This window comes from Ruegeria sp. CDSC045 (assembly GCF_059610725.1).
On sequence record NZ_JBXWOE010000003.1, the window covers coordinates 150,968 to 168,320 of the forward strand.

Below are 17,353 nucleotides of genomic sequence, written 5' to 3' on the forward strand. Positions count from 1 at the left end.
CGCTAATGTTGCGGTAACAAAGCATGTTGCGCACCCGTTTCAGTTGTGTGTGTAAGGGAGGATAGTACCAATGACCCATCACGTCGATGTCCATGTGGGCAAACGCGTCAGGCATCGCCGCTGGCTGATTGGCATGACCCAACAGCAGTTGGCACAGCAAGTTGGTATCAAGTTTCAGCAAATCCAGAAATATGAAACCGGTGCCAATCGAATCAGCGCGTCTCGTCTTTGGGACATTGCCGAGGCATTGGATGTTCCCGTCAGTTTCTTCTTTGAAGGCCTGGAAGAAGTCGAGAAAGGAAGCTCGGATAAGAAATCGGTTCCTGCAGACCTTATGGGCGACAAAGAGGCCCTGGATCTCGTCCGCTCTTACTATGCCATACCGGAAAACCAGCGTCGCCGCCTGTTCGAGCTTGCGCGCGTTCTGAGTGATGTTGCCTGATTTCACGGGTTGACTCTGATCCTGACGGAACGCACGGGTAGCGTATGGATAAGATGTCGCTGAGTGATCTTGAAGTAGCTGAAGAAATGGCCGACGCGGCGCGTGCGGCCATTCTTCCTTTTTTCAGGCAGTCTAATCTTGAGACTTCGAATAAGCTGGATCAGGGATTTGATCCGGTCACTGTCGCCGACCGCGCAGCTGAAAAAGCTATGCGCGCGGTTTTGGCCCGACATCGGCCCCAAGATGGAATCTTTGGCGAGGAATATGGGCAGCACGAGGGGCAAAGTGGCCGAACCTGGGTTCTGGATCCGATCGACGGCACCCGAGGGTTTATCAGCGGGACACCGACATGGGGGGTTCTGATTGCGCTTAGCACGCAAGACGGGCCAATCATGGGGATCATCGACCAGCCGTATATCGGGGAACGCTTCATCGGCTCGGCGGATATCGCGCGAAGCCATGGTCCTACGGGCGATATGTCCCTGAAGACCCGTTCAACACCTTCTTTGGACCAGGCAATTCTGTTCACGACCTTCCCCGAGGTCGGCGCGTCGGAAGATCGTGCCGGGTTTGAGGCTGTGTCACAGCACGTACGCCTGACCCGCTATGGGATGGATTGCTATGCTTATGCTCTGCTTGCAGCGGGTCAGGTGGATTTGGTGATCGAAGCAGGTCTGAACGCCTATGACATTCAGGCGCCAATCGCCGTGATTCATGCGGCTGGCGGTATCGTCACAGACTGGCAAGGCGGCCCCGCCCATGAAGGTGGTCGGGCTCTGGCGGCGGCAAACCCGCAGATCCACGCGGCGGCGCTAGAAATCCTGCGCAACTTCTAAAAACTGTTGCGGCGGACTGGCGGGCCGATTAGCCTTAATCCGGCTGGTTCTTGTGCCCGTTTTCCGCCAGCTTTTGCACTCCATGCATGAAACGGGCGATGCAAGGAGAGCAAGATGACCGATATCCTAATCCAAAATGCAGACACGATCCTGACCATGGATGACCAGCGCCGAGAGCTTTCGGGCGCGGATATTCTGATCCGAGACGGGCAGATTGAACAGATCGGCCACGGGTTGCAGGCAACCGCAGAGATCCATAATGCAAGCGGATGTGTGGTGACGCCCGGCCTCGTGAACACGCACCACCATCTGTACCAGACCCTGACCCGCGCCGTGCCTGGCGGGCAGGATGCGCTTTTGTTCGGATGGCTGAAAACGCTCTATCCGATCTGGTCGCGATTTGGCCCCGAAGAGATGTTCGTATCCGCCCAGATCGGTTTGGCCGAGCTGGCTCTGTCGGGATGTACGCTCAGTTCTGATCACCTGTATCTATATCCGAACGGTGCGCGTCTGGATGACACTATTGCTGCGGCTGCCGAGGTTGGCCTGCGGTTCCACCCAACACGCGGCGCGATGAGTATTGGCGAAAGCGATGGCGGCCTGCCACCGGATGCTCTGGTCGAGGCCGAAGCAGATATTCTCGACGACATGATCCGCGTGGTTGACGCGTTTCACGACCCTTCCGAGGGTGCAATGTGCCGCGTCGGGCTGGCCCCGTGTTCGCCGTTCTCGGTCAGTCGCGATTTGATGCGGGACACGGCCATTCTGGCCCGCGACAAGGGCGTCATGCTGCATACCCATCTGGCCGAGAATGACGAGGATATCGCCTATTCGCAGGAACAATTCGGCTGCCGCCCCGGTCAATATGCCGAGGATTTGGGCTGGACCGGGTCAGATGTTTGGCACGCCCATTGCGTGAAACTGGACGGGGCAGAGATTGATCTGTTTGCACGGTCCCGCACAGGCGTGGCGCACTGTCCCTGTTCGAACTGCCGGTTGGGCTCGGGGATAGCACCGGTAAGGTCGATGCGAGATAGTGGCGTGCCTGTGGGTCTTGGCGTCGATGGGTCGGCCAGCAATGACAGTGGCAATCTGATCCTCGAGGCGCGGCAGGCTATGTTGTTGCAGCGCGTCGCAAGCGGTGCCGATGCCATGTCCTCACGTGAGGCGCTGGAGATTGCCACGCGCGGCGGGGCGGATGTCTTGAATCGTCCCGATTGCGGTCGGCTGGAGCCCGGAAAACGTGCTGACATAGCCATATGGGATACGCGCGGTATTGAAAGCGCGGGCAGTTGGGATCCAGCCGCCCTGTTGCTTGCCGGACCGACGCGGGTGAAGCACCTGTTTGTCGAAGGTCGTCAGATCGTGCGGGACGGGCAGATCGCAACGCTGGATCTGCCCCGGGTGATTGAACGGCAGAACCGATTGGCCCTTGCCTTGCAATCCTAGGTCCTGACAGGTTGACCTGCGATCCAAACCTCGGCAATCGCCCTGTCATCGCCCATCATGATGGTGGGAAAGATGGCCTCCCACAAATCATCGGCGCAGGCCTCGCGCTGAGCTATGGCCGGGGTGGAGGCGAGATCGAGCACGATCAGGTCGGCCTCCATTCCCGGGGCGATATTGCCGATGCTGTCATCCAGCCTCAGCGTTCGGGCCGACCCTACGGTGCCCAGCCACAGCAGTTGCGCGGCGTGCAGCGGCGTTCCGCGCAGTTGTCCGATCTCATAGGCCGATGCCATCGTGCGCAGCATCGAGAAACTTGAACCGCCACCAGTATCCGTTGCCAGACCAACCCGGTGTCCGTCGCGCATCAACCCTGCCATGTCGAACAGTCCTGACCCGATAAAGGTGTTTGAGGTCGGACAATGGATCAACGCAGCGTCGACCTCACGCAGTCGGTCGCGCTCACGTGCCTCAAGGTGGATGACGTGGCCATACAGGCCGTTGGGGCCCAGCAGGCCGAACTTTTCATAGGTGTCCAGATAATCGCGGGCGTCGGGAAACAGCTCGCGTACCCAGGCAATTTCATCTGTCTGTTCGCTGAGATGGGTTTGCATCAGGCAATGGGGATGCTCTGCCCATAATGCACCCATGGCCTCTAGCTGTTCGGGTGTGGAGGTGGGTGAGAAACGCGGCGTAATCGCATAGGACAGGCGGTCGACCCCATGCCATTTCTCAAGCAGAGTCTGGGATTGGTCATAGGCAGTTTGCACGGTATCTCTCAGGCCATCGGGTGCGTTGCGATCCATGCAGGTTTTGCCCGCAACCACACTTTGACCGCGTTGTTTGGCCGCAAGGAAAAAGGCATCAACACTCTCGGGATGGATGGTGCAATAGCTGCACATCGTGGTGGTGCCGTGTGCCGCTGTCAGGTCCAGATACCGGTTGGCAATCTCAGAGGCATAGGCTGCATCCCCGAATTTCATCTCTTCGGGGAAGGTATAGGTGTTCAGCCAGTCGATCAGGCGTTTGCCCCAACTGGCGATCATGGCGGTCTGCGGATAATGCACATGCGCATCAACAAATCCTGCAAGGATCACGTGCTGACCATGATCCACGACTTTTGCCTCGGGGTGGGCATTGTGCAGACTGTCGGCATCCGATACGCTGGAAATCCGACCGTTTTCGATCAGAACCGCTTCGCTGATTTTGACAGCCTCGGTCGGTTCGCCCTCGAACGGGGTGCCAGTGAAACTCAGGACACGCCCTTTCAGCAGCGTTTTTTGCGCCATACTCATTCATCTCCGCCTGTCTGGGACTGCGAAACAGCATAAGGGCAGGAAAGTTGTCGGTAAATCGGCGCATTGTCATTGTTTTCCGGTAGCTGCTTCTTCTATTTAGGGGCCAATGGGCGAACAAAGCGGGGGCAGATATGACAACAGGTATTAACGAACCCGTAAGTGAGCCGACTTCTGATGATGACGCTTATGCACTGGATCGTCGAACGGTAGCATCCATTCTGTATGCAGTTGATGTTGATGACCGCGACAAGCTGGTCGAATTGATGGACCCGCTGCACGCTGCCGACATCGCCGACCTTCTGGAACAGATCAACCCCTATGACCGCGCCCGGTTGATCCGTCTGTATGACAAAGAGTTCGACGGCGATATTCTGTCTGAACTGGACGAAGGTGTCAGGGAAGAAGTTATTGAAGTCCTGCGTCCCGATGTTCTGGCGGATGCCGTACGCGACATGGAAAGCGACGATGTCGTAGATCTGCTGGAAGACCTTGAAGAGCCGCAGCAAGAAGCCATCCTGGGTGCGCTGGAGGATTCCGAACGGATCGCGGCCGAACAGGCGTTATCCTACCCGGAAAACTCGGCCGGACGGCTTATGCAACGCGAGGTCGTCATGGCGCCCGAGCATTGGACAGTTGGGCAGGCCATTGACTTTATGCGTGCCAATGACGGACTGCCAGAACAATTCTACCATTTGGTTCTTGTTGATCCGCGGCTGAAGCCAACAGCACAGGTAACACTGGGCAAACTCATGGCCACCCGGCGCGAGGTGCCTCTGCACGAAATTGCCGAAGAAGAGTTCTATACCATTCCCGTCGATCAGGATGAAGAGGACGTGGCCTATGCGTTCAATCAGTACCATCTGATCTCGGCCCCAGTGGTTGATGGCGATGGACGGCTTGTTGGTGTGATCACCATTGATGACGCGATGGTGGTGCTGGATGAGGAATACGAAGAGGATATGCTGCGCCTAGCCGGTGTCAGCAACGAAAGCTCGCTGTCCGACAGTGTGGCCGCGACCAGCAGGCGACGCCTGCCGTGGTTGGCGGTCAACCTGTGTACTTCGATCTGCGCCTCGCTGGTGATTTCCCAGTTCGAGGCGGCGATTGATCAGTTGGTGGCGTTGGCCATTCTAATGCCGATCGTGGCCTCGATGGGGGGCAATGCGGGGACACAATCGCTGACCGTCGCAGTGCGAGCCCTGGCAACGCGCGACCTGACAGGTGCGAACGTGATGCGGGTGATCCGACGGGAACTGCTGGTGGGCATGTTGAACGGGCTGTGTTTTGCCACCGTTCTGGGCGTGGTGGGAATGTATTGGTTCGGCTCGCCGTTGCTGGGTGTCGTGATTGGCTCCGCTCTGGTCGTGAACATGGTGATCGCAGGCTTTGCAGGTACGGTAGTACCGGTCGTGCTGGACCGGATGGGTGTTGACCCGGCGCTGGCTTCAGGGACCTTTGTGACGACAACGACGGATGTCATGGGATTCTTTATCTTTCTTGGGCTTGCCAGCGTGGTGCTATTGTGACCGATCTGACCGAAATCAAAGCTGCCGCGCGCAAAGCGGCCTTTGCCCGGCGCAAATCTGCGTTTGATGCAAGTCCGCCCGGTGCCGCCGGGCGACTATCTGAAATTCTGGCCGGGCACCGCGGAGTACCCCTGTCGGGTTATATGCCCATCCGGACCGAGAGTGACCCGCTGCCCGCCATGGCCGAGGCGTCCGCTTATGGCCCGGTTGGCGTACCGGTTATTCAGGCGGCCGGGCAGCCGCTGAAATTCTCTCGCTGGACGCCCGAAGGCAGGCTGAAGGATGGCCCGTTTGGCGCCAAGGTGCCTGAGGTCGATGACTATTTCGATCCCGAAATTCTGATCGTTCCGCTGGTGGCATTCGATGCAAATGGAGGGCGTCTGGGTTATGGGGGTGGGTTCTATGACCGGACATTGGAAGGGCTGCGCGCGAAACGCCCGACTCTGGCCATCGGTTTTGCCTTCGATGCGCAAGAAGCAGACAGGTTGCCGCTGGAACCGACGGATCAACCGCTTGATATGGTTATCACCGAAAGCCGCGTGTTGACCTTTTAACCAGCCTATCAGCCCTGGTTTTTGGCGCGGAAATATTCCCAGGCGTTTTTCTCGGTCCCATCAGGCAATATGCACACGCCGGTCTGGCCATTCTCTCCGTCCCGAATTTCATACCTCCCACCGCTGTCGATGCAATAGATGGCCGAGGGGTTTGGCAGCTGTGGGTTTGAGTTGACCGCTTGCTCTTCCGAGCAGGCAGCAAGGGTGGCACAGACACCAAAGGTCAGACCGATCCGAAACATAAAGAATCTCCTAAATAAAGAGTTTTGCCGTTCATTGGGTCAGCTTAACGGCTTGTACTTGCGAATTGCCACACTTAGACGGTTTCTATGAGGATACTTTTTCTGGGTGACGTTATGGGCCGCGCTGGACGCGCGGCTGTTCAGCAACATCTGCCACGTCTGCGCGACGAATGGCGGCTGGATTTCGTGGTGATCAATGGTGAGAACGCCTCGAACGGAATGGGTTTGACCGGGGATCATGCCAAGCTGCTGTTAGATGCAGGGGCGGATTGCCTGACGCTGGGCGACCACGCTTTCGACCAGAAGGACATGTTGCAATTCATCGAGAGCGAACCGCGCATTGTGCGCCCCGTTAACTTTGCCAAGGGTGCTCCGGGACGCGGGCATCGTCTCTATACCGCCCCTGGCGGGCGCAAGGTTTTGGTCGTACAGGTGCTGGGGCAGGTCTTTATGAAGCGGCCCTTCGATGATCCGTTTTCGGCGATCGAGCCAATTCTGAAGTCGCACCCGCGCGGCGGTCAGGCCCAGGCGATCATCGTTGATATGCATTGCGAGGCCACATCCGAAAAGATGGCGATGGGGCATTATTGCGACAAGCGCGCCAGCCTCGTGGTTGGAACCCATACGCATGTTCCGACCGCGGATGCTCAGATACTTCCGGGGGGAACAGCCTATCTGACCGATGCCGGGATGTGCGGGGATTACGATTCTGTCATTGGTATGGAAAAGCTAGAACCGATGCGTCGGTTCATCACCGGGATGCCCAAGGCGCGGTTTACGCCTGCAAATGGCGAAGCAACGCTAAGCGGTGTGTTCGTGGAAACCGATGATCGCAATGGTCAGGCAAAATCCGTGCAAATGGTGCGCGTTGGGGGTCGCTTGCAACAAGCCGGGCCGCAATAGCGCGACGTTGGGCTTGCCCTGCTGCCCGCAATACGGGAAACTGCCCGACGGGCGCGCAAGCTGGGCCAGGGTTCGGACTGAATACCACGAATGCAATTTCTTCAACTGACAGAAACGGGCAGCGCGATCGTGGCGCTATTGGTTGTCGCAGGCATGTTTGTCATGTTCCTGCGCGAGGCTTACCCGACCGAGGTTATCGCCATCGCGGGCGTTGCCCTGATGCTGGTGACCGGTATCCTGCCCTATCAAAGCGCGTTGGCAGTTCTGTCCAATCCTGCGCCATGGACGATTGCGGCGATGTTCATCGTCATGGGGGCTCTGGTCAGAACCGGGGCATTGGATTCCTTTACCGCAACTGCGCAGAAACAGGCACAGGTTAACCCGCGTATCGCGATTGCCATGCTGATGGGGTTTGTGGTTCTGGCCTCGGCGGTGGTGTCAAACACACCCGTGGTCGTCGTGATGATCCCGGTTTTTGTACAGATTGCCCGCACGTTGAACGTGCCGGCCTCGAAATTGCTGATCCCGCTCAGCTATGCTGCCATCATGGGGGGGACGCTGACACTGATCGGCACCTCGACCAACCTGCTTGTGGATGGTGTCGCGCGATCTCAGGGTCTGGCTGCATTCACGATTTTCGAAGTCACGCCCTTGGGCATCGCAGTAGTGATCTACGGCATGATCTATCTGCGCTTTGTTGCGCCGCGCCTGCTGCCGGAACGCGACAGCATGGCCTCGCTTCTCAGTGATCGCTCTAAGATGAAGTTCTTCACCGAGGCCGTCATTCCGCCCGACAGCAACCTGATCGGGCGCGAGGTGACAGGGGTGCAACTGTTCAAACGCCCCGGCGTACGCCTGATTGACGTGGTCCGCGGGGACGAGTCTTTGCGGCGCAACCTCAAAGGGGTGACGCTTGAGGTTGGGGATCGCGTGGTCCTGCGGACCGAGATGACCGAGTTGCTGAGCCTGCAAAGCAACAAAGAGTTAAAGCGTGTTGATCAGGTTTCTGCGGTCGAGACCAAAACGGTCGAGGTGCTGATCACACCGGGGTGCCGTATGGTTGGGCGAACGCTGGGCGTGATGCGCCTGCGCCGCCGCTATGGTGTCTACGTTCTGGCGGTACATCGGCGGAACCAGAATATCGGTCGTCAACTAGACGACCTCGTGGTGCGAGTCGGGGATACTCTGCTGTTGGAGGGATCACCTGCCGATATCCAGAAGCTTGCCGCTGATATGGATATGGTCGACGTGACACAGCCCTCGGCGCGGGCGTTCCGCCGCAATCACGCTCCGGTGGCGATTGGCGCACTTATCGGGATCGTTGTATTGGCTGCTTTAGGTGTGGCGCCAATTCTGCTGCTGTCCATTCTTGCGGTCGCTCTGGTTCTGGTCACCCGCTGCATAGACGCGGATGAGGCGTTTTCCTTTATCGAAGGGCGACTTCTGGCATTGATATTCTCGATGCTGGCCATCGGGGCCGCGCTTGATAAATCCGGGGCGGTTTCCCTGATCGTCGATGCAATCGCACCTGGGCTTAGTGCGCTGCCACCGTTCCTGATCGTTTGGGCCATCTATGTTTTGACCTCGGTGCTTACCGAACTCGTCTCCAACAACGCCGTTGCGGTAGTGGTCACGCCGATCGCAATCGGGTTGGCGCAGGCCGTCGGCGTAGACCCAAGGCCGCTGGTAGTTGCGGTGATGTTGGCGGCATCTGCATCCTTTGCGACACCAATCGGATATCAGACCAACATGATGGTCTATGGTCCGGGGGGATATCGGTTTGTCGATTTCATGAAGGTTGGCATCCCTTTGAACCTGACGGTAGGGTTGCTTGCTTCGTTGCTTATTCCGATCATCTGGCCGTTGTAACACCGGCGCGAACCCGCCGGTTTTGCTCTGACGGTCTTGTAAAGGCTGATCCAGACACAATCTTTTCCTCTAGAACTTGGACGAAAGGACGGGATTATGCCTTTTCCAAAATTTGGTCAGTTGATCGTAATGGGTGCGATTATGGTGGCGCTGATTGGCAGCGATGTATCGGCTGGTTCGGTGACCGGTACCGTCTCCTATCGCGAACGGATTGCCGTACCTGAAGACGCGACGCTTTATATCGAGCTGCAGGATATATCGCTTGCGGATGCGCCAGCGGTAACGCTGGCTGCGCAGCGCTACGTGCTGAGCGGGGTGCCTGCCGAGTTTGAACTGACCTATGATGATGCTCTGATCCGTGACGGGATGACCTATGCGGTGCGGGGGGCAATATATCGTGGGTCACAACTGCTGTTTACGACCGACACGGTGTATCCGGTCCTGACCAATGGTGCGCCGGATACAGCCGACCTTTTGTTGGTCAAGACTGGCGGCCCCACGTCGGCGGGGCTGGAAAACACAAGCTGGACGGCGATTGGTGTGGATGGGGCCGTGCTGAACAGCGAACGCGCCCCGCAGCTTGAGTTTGCGCAAGGCGGTGCCTTTAGCGGCTCAGGCGGTTGCAACCGGTTCACCGGGCAGGCCGAGATATCGGGCACTTCGCTGACGTTTCCAGACAATATTGCGGCCACTTTGATGGCCTGCCCGCCCGAGATGGAGCAGGTCGAGGATCAGTTCTTTGCCGCCCTGCAAAACGTGGTGTCCTATGCGGTGGCGGGCGATAGCCTTGCGCTGCTGGACAGCGCAGGCGACCCGGTTCTGAAATTCATACGCACGCAGTAATCAGGCCACAGCGCGCGACCGTCCTGCGTTGCGCCCGGAAAAGATGCAGCCGCCCAGAAATGTGCCTTCCAGCGCGTTGTATCCGTGATAGCCGCCGCCGCCGAAACCGGCGACCTCTCCTGCGGCGAACAGCCCGGGAACGACCTGACCGTTTGCACCGATCATCTGACTGTCGAGGTTGGTCTGCAAACCGCCCAGCGTTTTGCGCGTCAGCATGTGAAGTTTGACCGCGATTAGCGGCCCATTGGCAGGATCAAGGAACTTGTGTGGTTTGGCGGTGCGGATCAACCTGTCACCCCGATAGTTGCGGGCCGCCAGAATAGCCGCCATCTGCGCGTCCTTGGTAAACGGGTTGTCGACCTGTGAGTCCCGCGCTTCGATCTGGGCGCGCAAATGCGCCTCATTGATCAGATCGCCACCCAGTTGGTTCATGCCGCTGACCAGTTCGGTCAGAGTGTTGGCAACGATGAAATCTTCCCCGTGTTGTTTGAAGGCCTCGACCGGCGCGGTGGCTTGAGATCCTGACAAAATGCGCTGACGGATAACCTCTTTCCAGCTGCCCGAGGTGAAATCCGGGTTCTGTTCCGACCCGGAGAGCGCAAATTCCTTTTTGATGACTTTCTGCGTCAGTACAAACCAGCTGTATTCATAACCGGTCTTCAGGATCTCTTTCAGCGTGCCCAACGTGTCGAACCCCGGCAAACAAGGGGGCAACAGACGATTGCCGCGCGCGTCAAACCACATAGAGCTTGGGCCGGGCAGGATACGAATTCCGTGCGATGGCCAGATCGGGTTCCAGTTTTTGACGCCCTCGGTGTAATGCCACATCCGGTCGCCGTTGATCACATGTCCACCGGCCTTTTCGCTGATGGGGATCATGCGGCCGTCAACGTGGAACGGCACGCCCGCGATCATGTCTTTGGGTGGTTCGCCCAGGCGGTCGCGCGGCCAGTTCTTGCGCACCATTTCGAAATTGCCACCAATACCGCCCGAACTGACGATGACCGAAGGAGCATAGACCTCGAATTCCCCAACCTCTTCTCGGTTGGTCTTGGCGCCATGCGCGGCTGCGTCCTCAGCCAAGACCTCTCCCGAGACGCCTTTGGCACAGCCGTTTTGCATAATGATATGGCTGACTTGGTGGCGGAACTTCAGCTGGATCAGTCCTGTGCTGACATGTTCGCGCACGCGACGGATGAAATGTTCCAGAACACCAGGGCCGGTGCCCCATGTGATGTGGAACCGAGGTACCGAATTGCCATGCCCATCGGCATAAGAACCGCCACGTTCGGCCCATCCAACCACAGGAAACCATCGCAGCCCCATATCGTGCAGCCAGGGCCGCATTTCACCGGCGGCGAATTCGACATAGGCCTCGGCCCATTTGCGGGGCCAAGCGTCTTCTTCGCGGTCAAACTGCGCGCTGCCCTGCCAGTCACGCAAGGCCAGTTCTTGGCTGTCCCTGATGCCCATCCTGCGCTGTTCTGGCGTGTCGACCATGAACAGTCCACCGAGGCTCCAGAATGCCTGACCGCCGAGGAAATGACCGGGTTCCTGATCCAGTATGATCACCTTTTTTCCGCGGTCGCCTAGCTCGGCCGCGGCCGCAAGCCCGGCCAGCCCAGCCCCAACGACAATGGCATCTGCGGTGTTATTGGTCATGTTTTTTCCTCTCAGCTGCGGCGCAGCCAGGCGATAAATGGCAGGGCGACGACATACATCAAGATACCATAGACGGCCGATGGCAGAGCAAGAGGGCTTAGCCCGTTTTCCGTGCTGGTAATCAGCGCTGCCAATGTGATGCCAAGAGTCGAGTTTTGGATGCCAGTTTCGATCGAGATCGTCTTGCTCTCGTTCCATGACAGGTTCACGGCGCGGGCCAGTCCCAGCCCGATCAGCAGCAGCGCAATGTTCAGGGTGATCAACGCCGACCCCATCAGCCCCAAATTTTCGACGAACATTTCCCAGTTCCCGGCCAGCGCGGCGAGAACGATCAGGACGAAAAGAATCGAAGCCAGTTTGGACAATGGGGCATCGACACGTTCTGCGAATCCTTTTGCGAAATGCCGTATACTGACGCCGATGGCGACGGGCAGGGTGGTGATCAGGAACATCGCTATGGCCAGCCCGGTGATCGAAACCTCGGGTGCGTCCTCGCCCATGAAGTGATTGATCGACCATGCGGCCAATACGGGTACCGTCACCATCGACAACAAGCTGATGATGGCTGTCAGGCTGACGGAAAGAGCGACATCACCCTTGGCCAGTTTAGTCAGGATATTGCTGGTAACACCGCCGGGGCAAAAGCTGAGGAGCATAACACCGACTGCTATTTCCGGTGGCAGTGCAAAGAGTTTGACCGTCGTAAATGCCGCAATGGGAAGCAAGATCACCTGGCAGAACGCCCCTATCGCAAAAGGGTATCGTCTGCTGACAACCCGGCGGAAATCGGCGATCTCAAGCCCGACACCCAAGGACAGCATGATTATGGCCAACGATAGTGGCAGGCCGACATTAATAAGCAGATCCAACTACAACTCCTCCCAAAGCCGTTCGGACTAGCGTAAGCGAGGGTCAAAGCCGCAGGCAACCGCGCCGTAGGGTCAGCCGTAGCGTTGGGCGAACCTGCGCAGGATTTCACCGGGCAGAGTGACATTGGCGGCGTGGCAAATGTCGATCAGACGCTGCGCATCTTCGGGCGGGAAATAGCCGTGGTGTTTGTAGATGGTGATACGTTCTTCAAAGTCGCGGGCATCAGCCTCGGGGTGGAACTGTGTGGCATAGACATTCTGGCCCCAGCGGATCATCTGGAACGGGCAAGGGTCCGAGGCAAGCAGATGCACGCACCCTTCTGGCAGGGATTGCACAGCCTCTTTATGGCCCACAAACGCATCAAAACTCTGACCCAGCCCCGAGATCAGTGGATCGGTCGCACCGTCCTCTGTCACGTGGCAGGTCGAGGGGCCGACGGGCTCTCCGAACTGGTCCTTGCTGACATCACCACCCAGATGCGCGGTAAGAATACCTAGCCCATAGCAGCACCCCATGAACGGATGATCGCACGCGGTGATCTGCGGCATCAGGCCCATGATCGCGGCTTCGATTCGGGCATCCATGTGCGACTTTGCAGTCGGATCATCGCTGACACAGCCGGGGCCGCCGCCGACGATCACTCCGGCATAATCTGTCACGTCCAAACCCTCGGGCAGGTCTTCGCAATCCAGCCGGATGCGATGAGTTTGATCAGGGCTTAGGCCGGTCTTGTCCAGAATCGAGGCATATTCGGCATCCGACGCATCGGTTTCCGGGCGTAACTGCAGGATCAGAAATTGTTTCATGGAACGGCTCTTACCCGTCACAGCGGCCAGAACACAAGGATGGCGGGTATCGAAACCGCAATGATCAGGATTTCCAGCGGCAGGCCCATGCGCCAGTAGTCTCCGAACCGATAGCCACCCGGACCCAGAACCAGCGTGTTGTTCTTATGCCCGATAGGTGTCAGGAACGCGGCCGAGGCTGCAACGGCGACCGTCATCAGAAACGGGTCGGGGGAAACCTCAAGCGTGCGGGCCATCTGAATGCCGACCGGGGCCGCCACAATCGCCGTAGCGGTGTTGTTCAACACGTCCGACAGGGTCATGGTGACCACCATCAGAACGGTCAGAATAGCCCATGCAGGCAGGCCGTTAGTTAACTGGATCAGCGCATTGGCGATCAGTTCGGTGCCGCCCGAGGTTTCCAGCGCGCTGCCCAGGGGGATCATCGAGCCCAGCAAAACGACCACCGGCCATTCGATGTGAGTATAGAGATCCGCGATTGGCATGATCTTGGTCAGCACATAGGCAACCACAACAAGCCCCAATGCGACCGGCAGGTAGATCAGCCCAACACTGGCCGCCAGCACCGCGGTGGCAAACAGGCCAATCGCAAGCCATGCCTTTTCATTGGCGGTGACGTTCAGACCGCGTTGGGCCAGCGGTAGGCATCCCAGCCATTCGGTCACATCGGCGCTGCGATCACGCGGGCACAGCAACAACAGGATGTCGCCAGCCTCAACCTCGGTTTTGCGGACCTGTTCGGTGATGCTGCGGCCCTGGCGCGAAATGCCCATCAAAACGGTGCTCTGCCGCCATGCCAATCCCAACCCCTGCGCCGTACGCCCGGTGATGCGGGCGTTTTCGGTCACGACAACCTCGACGACTTCCAGCCCGTCGCCTTCAGCGGTCAGAAGCTCCTGTCGACGTGTGTCCGAAAAATCCAGCTTCAGCGCCGCGCGGAATTCATCCAGCGCCTCGGGGCGGGCCTCAAGCACCAGCGCGTCACCCTGATTCAGTGTTGCATGGGCCGACCGGCCATAGCGGCGCTTGCCGTCGCGGATCAGGCCGATGATGGCGACGTCAGATTTCTCGGCATCTTCATAAAGCTCGCTGACCCGTTTGCCGATCAACGGCGATTCCGGTGGGACGGTTAGTTCTGCGATATATTCGGCCAGCGCCTCAGAGGTTTCGGTTTGCGGTCCCCGGTTCGGGATCAATCGCCAGCCCACCAGTGAGACAAAAGCAAGCCCGGCAATCGCAGCAATGCCACCCACAGGGGCGAAATCGAACATACGAAAGGGCTCGCCCAGAGTTTCTGCGCGGATTGAGGCGATGATGATGTTCGGTGGCGTGCCAATCAGGGTCGCCATCCCACCCAGAATTGTTGCAAAGCTGAGCGGCATTAGGGTCAGGCCGACAGCTCGTCCGGCTTTTCGTGCGGTCTGAATGTCGACCGGCATCAATAGGGCCAAGGCAGCGACGTTATTCATGAAGGCGGACAGAACCGCCCCGATACCGCCCATCAAGGCGATATGGGCCCCAAGGCCGCGTGACGCGTCAACCAAGGATCGCGTGATCAGGAATACCGCACCGGACCGGACCAGTCCGGCCGAAACGACCAGAACCAGCGCGACGATGATGGTCGCCGAGTGACCAAAACCGGCAAAAGCGTCATCGACTGGTACTACACCCAACACCACTCCGATCAGAAGCGCGGAAAACGCAACAAGATCATAGCGAAACCGCCCCCAAAGCAGCATTCCGAATACAGTGGCAAAGAGAGCGAAAAGTATGATCTGATCTGTCGTCATACCGCCAACATACTCGCAGAAGAAGCCGTCGCAAGCCGGTCTCTTGATCCCATGGCCCGCAAACGTCTATATGGGCGCCAAATACGCAATCACTATCACGAGGACGCACCATGGCAGGCCACTCCAAATGGGCCAATATCCAGCACCGCAAGGGACGTCAGGACGCCGCGCGGTCCAAACTGTTTTCCAAGCTGTCAAAAGAGATCACCGTTGCCGCTAAGATGGGCGACCCCGATCCCGACAAGAACCCGCGTCTGCGTCTGGCGGTGAAAGAGGCCAAGTCGAACTCGGTCCCCAAAGACGTGATCGACCGGGCGATCAAGAAATCGCAGGCGGGCGATGGCGACGAATACGAAGAAATCCGGTATGAGGGCTATGGCCCCAACGGAGTGGCCGTCATCGTCGAGACGATGACCGACAACCGGAACCGGACCGCATCGACCGTGCGCTCGACCTTTTCCAAGAATGGCGGCAATCTTGGCGAGACCGGCTCCGTCGGCTTTATGTTCGAACGCAAGGGTGAAGTGGTCTATCCAGATACGGTTGGTGATGCCGACACCGTGTTCGAAGCGGCCATTGAGGCAGGCGCGGAAGATGTTGAAAGCTCGGACGAAGGTCATATCATCTGGTGCGCCGACACCGATCTGAACGACGTCTCGAACGCGCTCGAGGCCGCGCTGGGTGAAACGGAATCCACCAAACTGGTTTGGAAGCCAAGCACCACGACCGAGCTGGGGCTTGAGGATATGCAAAAGCTGATGAAGTTGGTGGATGCGCTGGAAGATGATGATGACGTTCAGCGCGTCACAACCAATTTCGAAGCCTCGGATGAGGTGATGGCGCAGCTTTGATCTGCCCCCATCTTGAGATTTGGAAACCCGGCCGTCAGGCCGGGTTTTTTGTTGGTTGGAGGATAGGGCTATTGGCCGATCAGGTTCGAACCCATAGGCTGGGTCGAATAGCTGAAGCAGCGAGTCAAAGAGCAGATGACCGAACCTCAATTTGATTTGGCCAAACGCAATGTGCCTGTTTTGACCGGGCAGAGTATTCTGTCGCAGGTCGCCTGGACCCTTGGCAGCCCGTCCATTGTCTTGCCATTTCTTGCGGTTTCGCTGGAACTTCCGATGTTCATCGCCGGCGCGCTGGTTTCAATCCGCATGGTCGGCAGCATGATCGCCGACGTGTTTCTGGCCCAGGTCATTGCGCTGCGCGAACAGAAGAAACGCAGCATCGCTATGACCGAAGTATTGATCGGGGCCTGCCTTGTCATGGCTCTGGCGGCGGCCGCGACGGGTAGTCTCGTGTTCACGGCCACAGCCTTTATCGCCGCATTTTTTTTGATCGGTCTTGTGGGTGAGATCCAGACATTGCTGCTTACTGACCTGCTGGGCGTGCACGTTCAGTCCAGGTCACGGATGATCATGCGATATCTGCAGTTAGGCGCCGGCGGATTGGGCGCAATCGGTCTTGTTCTGTTGGTCCATCAAATCACGCTGGGCAACCCACCGTTTGCGCGCCATTCGGTTGTGATCGGAGTTGCAGTGGTGTTTTTTCTGTTGTCTGGCCTATCAATCCTGGCGATGTCCGAAGTTCCGCATCAGAAAATTTCCACAGCGCCTGAGGACGTAAGCAAAAGACATTGGTCCGAATATTTCACCGATATTCTGGCGATGTTCAACCAGACCTGGTTCCGGCGCTATATGGTCATGCGCCTTCCGATTGTGGTTGTCAGTCTATCGGTTCCGTTCTTTGCCCTGATGGCGGCCGAGGCACATCACAGTTCGGCCAAAGGTCTTACCGCAATGATCATTTCGTCGGCCTCTGGATATCTGGTCTCTGCGCCTTTGTGGCAGTTTGTTAACCTGAAATCCCACCGGGCGGTCATGGTATCCGGAACTCTGATGGTGGCCTTGACCGGAGCAGGGCTGCTGGCGGTCCATTACCTCCATATCGGTCATCAAGTGCACACTCACGCGGTTGCCCTGTTTGTGGTGACCGTGGCGGTTACAGGCATCAGCAGTGCCCGAAAGTTGTATTTTCTGGATATCGCCCCGTTTGATCAGCGGGTCAAAGGGGCGGCTGCGGTGAAAAGCATCTCGCGGATTGTTGCGGTCATCGTGTCGGCGGCGCTGGCTGGTCTGGCACATATGCACGAGGTCTCGGCGGCGGTTTTGATCGTTGTCTTGGTGAGCCTGATCGCAGCTTTTGCCTGTTACCGGGTGGTCACGCCAATTCCTAAAGCGCCCGAGCCATCCTGATCGGCCAA

Annotated in this window: 16 protein-coding genes; 10 read left to right on the forward strand and 6 right to left on the reverse strand. The window is 58.1% G+C overall.

Annotated features, from left to right (window positions below; genetic code table 11):
• Positions 1-70: 70 nt before the first annotated feature.
• From AC2FH6_RS08020 to AC2FH6_RS08030, 3 genes are all read left to right on the forward strand, one after another.
• Positions 71-442 carry a helix-turn-helix domain-containing protein gene (locus AC2FH6_RS08020; RefSeq protein ID WP_142636749.1) on the forward strand — a complete coding sequence of 124 codons (372 nt, stop codon included), beginning with the start codon at positions 71-73 and terminating at the stop codon, positions 440-442.
• Between the two features lie 44 nt (positions 443-486).
• A complete protein-coding gene (gene hisN / locus AC2FH6_RS08025) occupies positions 487-1,278 on the forward strand; it encodes a histidinol-phosphatase (protein ID WP_496702000.1) in 792 nt (263 codons plus the stop codon).
• A gap of 114 nt (positions 1,279-1,392) precedes the next feature.
• Positions 1,393-2,727, forward strand: a complete 1,335-nt coding sequence (locus AC2FH6_RS08030) for an 8-oxoguanine deaminase (RefSeq protein ID WP_496702002.1) — start codon at positions 1,393-1,395, stop codon at positions 2,725-2,727.
• On the opposite strand, the gene guaD is transcribed toward AC2FH6_RS08030, so the two are convergent.
• Positions 2,724-4,013 (reverse strand): guanine deaminase, encoded by a 1,290-nt coding sequence (gene guaD / locus AC2FH6_RS08035; RefSeq protein ID WP_496702204.1) that lies wholly within the window; start codon positions 4,011-4,013, stop codon positions 2,724-2,726. The genes AC2FH6_RS08030 and guaD overlap by 4 nt on opposite strands.
• Before the next feature lie 140 nt (positions 4,014-4,153).
• Between guaD and mgtE the strand changes: the two genes are divergently transcribed.
• Both mgtE and AC2FH6_RS08045 read left to right on the forward strand, forming a co-directional pair.
• Positions 4,154-5,548, forward strand: a complete 1,395-nt coding sequence (mgtE, locus tag AC2FH6_RS08040) for a magnesium transporter (RefSeq protein ID WP_496701598.1) — start codon at positions 4,154-4,156, stop codon at positions 5,546-5,548.
• Complete coding sequence (locus AC2FH6_RS08045; protein WP_496702005.1) at positions 5,545-6,102, forward strand: 5-formyltetrahydrofolate cyclo-ligase; 558 nt, start codon at positions 5,545-5,547, stop codon at positions 6,100-6,102. Before mgtE ends, AC2FH6_RS08045 begins: the two co-directional genes overlap by 4 nt.
• Positions 6,103-6,110: 8 nt before the next feature.
• On the opposite strand, the gene AC2FH6_RS08050 is transcribed toward AC2FH6_RS08045, so the two are convergent.
• A complete protein-coding gene (locus AC2FH6_RS08050; RefSeq protein WP_142636759.1) occupies positions 6,111-6,344 on the reverse strand; it encodes a putative hemolysin in 234 nt (77 codons plus the stop codon).
• Between the two features lie 87 nt (positions 6,345-6,431).
• Here AC2FH6_RS08050 and AC2FH6_RS08055 point away from each other — a divergent pair, with 87 nt between their 5' ends.
• The 3 genes from AC2FH6_RS08055 (at position 6,432) to AC2FH6_RS08065 (ending at position 9,959) form a co-directional block, all read left to right on the forward strand.
• Positions 6,432-7,247: a TIGR00282 family metallophosphoesterase gene (locus AC2FH6_RS08055; RefSeq protein WP_142636761.1), complete on the forward strand. Its 816-nt coding sequence runs from the start codon at positions 6,432-6,434 to the stop codon at positions 7,245-7,247.
• Positions 7,248-7,337: 90 nt separating this feature from the next.
• Positions 7,338-9,116 carry an SLC13 family permease gene (locus AC2FH6_RS08060; protein ID WP_496702007.1) on the forward strand — a complete coding sequence of 593 codons (1,779 nt, stop codon included), beginning with the start codon at positions 7,338-7,340 and terminating at the stop codon, positions 9,114-9,116.
• 96 nt (positions 9,117-9,212) lie between these two features.
• Positions 9,213-9,959 carry a YbaY family lipoprotein gene (locus AC2FH6_RS08065; RefSeq protein ID WP_496702009.1) on the forward strand — a complete coding sequence of 249 codons (747 nt, stop codon included), beginning with the start codon at positions 9,213-9,215 and terminating at the stop codon, positions 9,957-9,959.
• Here the strand turns inward: AC2FH6_RS08065 and AC2FH6_RS08070 are convergent, their stop codons facing one another.
• The 4 genes from AC2FH6_RS08070 to AC2FH6_RS08085 form a co-directional block, all read right to left on the reverse strand.
• On the reverse strand, positions 9,960-11,621 hold the full coding sequence (locus tag AC2FH6_RS08070) for an FAD-binding dehydrogenase (protein WP_496702011.1): 1,662 nt from the start codon (positions 11,619-11,621) through the stop codon (positions 9,960-9,962).
• An 11-nt stretch (positions 11,622-11,632) separates the two neighbouring features.
• Positions 11,633-12,490, reverse strand: coding sequence for a bile acid:sodium symporter family protein (locus tag AC2FH6_RS08075; protein ID WP_496690945.1), 858 nt, complete (start codon positions 12,488-12,490; stop codon positions 11,633-11,635).
• Between the two features lie 72 nt (positions 12,491-12,562).
• Complete coding sequence (locus AC2FH6_RS08080; protein WP_496702013.1) at positions 12,563-13,297, reverse strand: glutamine amidotransferase; 735 nt, start codon at positions 13,295-13,297, stop codon at positions 12,563-12,565.
• Between the two features lie 17 nt (positions 13,298-13,314).
• On the reverse strand, positions 13,315-15,087 hold the full coding sequence (locus AC2FH6_RS08085; protein ID WP_142636773.1) for an SLC13 family permease: 1,773 nt from the start codon (positions 15,085-15,087) through the stop codon (positions 13,315-13,317).
• Positions 15,088-15,197: 110 nt separating this feature from the next.
• Between AC2FH6_RS08085 and AC2FH6_RS08090 the strand changes: the two genes are divergently transcribed.
• Positions 15,198-15,938, forward strand: coding sequence for a YebC/PmpR family DNA-binding transcriptional regulator (locus AC2FH6_RS08090; protein ID WP_142636775.1), 741 nt, complete (start codon positions 15,198-15,200; stop codon positions 15,936-15,938).
• A gap of 135 nt (positions 15,939-16,073) precedes the next feature.
• Complete coding sequence (locus AC2FH6_RS08095) at positions 16,074-17,345, forward strand: permease (RefSeq protein ID WP_496702015.1); 1,272 nt, start codon at positions 16,074-16,076, stop codon at positions 17,343-17,345.
• The last annotated feature ends 8 nt before the right edge of the window (positions 17,346-17,353 follow it).

Coding starts and splice junctions, on each gene's coding strand:
- guaD (WP_496702204.1), bottom strand. CDS start 4,013: ATGGCGCAAAAAACGCTGCTGAAAGGGCGTGTCCTGAGTTTCACTGGC.
- AC2FH6_RS08080 (WP_496702013.1), bottom strand. CDS start 13,297: ATGAAACAATTTCTGATCCTGCAGTTACGCCCGGAAACCGATGCGTCG.
- hisN (WP_496702000.1), top strand. CDS start 487: ATGGATAAGATGTCGCTGAGTGATCTTGAAGTAGCTGAAGAAATGGCC.
- AC2FH6_RS08070 (WP_496702011.1), bottom strand. CDS start 11,621: ATGACCAATAACACCGCAGATGCCATTGTCGTTGGGGCTGGGCTGGCC.
- AC2FH6_RS08020 (WP_142636749.1), top strand. CDS start 71: ATGACCCATCACGTCGATGTCCATGTGGGCAAACGCGTCAGGCATCGC.
- AC2FH6_RS08090 (WP_142636775.1), top strand. CDS start 15,198: ATGGCAGGCCACTCCAAATGGGCCAATATCCAGCACCGCAAGGGACGT.
- AC2FH6_RS08095 (WP_496702015.1), top strand. CDS start 16,074: ATGACCGAACCTCAATTTGATTTGGCCAAACGCAATGTGCCTGTTTTG.
- mgtE (WP_496701598.1), top strand. CDS start 4,154: ATGACAACAGGTATTAACGAACCCGTAAGTGAGCCGACTTCTGATGAT.
- AC2FH6_RS08060 (WP_496702007.1), top strand. CDS start 7,338: ATGCAATTTCTTCAACTGACAGAAACGGGCAGCGCGATCGTGGCGCTA.
- AC2FH6_RS08050 (WP_142636759.1), bottom strand. CDS start 6,344: ATGTTTCGGATCGGTCTGACCTTTGGTGTCTGTGCCACCCTTGCTGCC.
- AC2FH6_RS08085 (WP_142636773.1), bottom strand. CDS start 15,087: ATGACGACAGATCAGATCATACTTTTCGCTCTCTTTGCCACTGTATTC.
- AC2FH6_RS08030 (WP_496702002.1), top strand. CDS start 1,393: ATGACCGATATCCTAATCCAAAATGCAGACACGATCCTGACCATGGAT.
- AC2FH6_RS08065 (WP_496702009.1), top strand. CDS start 9,213: ATGCCTTTTCCAAAATTTGGTCAGTTGATCGTAATGGGTGCGATTATG.
- AC2FH6_RS08055 (WP_142636761.1), top strand. CDS start 6,432: ATGAGGATACTTTTTCTGGGTGACGTTATGGGCCGCGCTGGACGCGCG.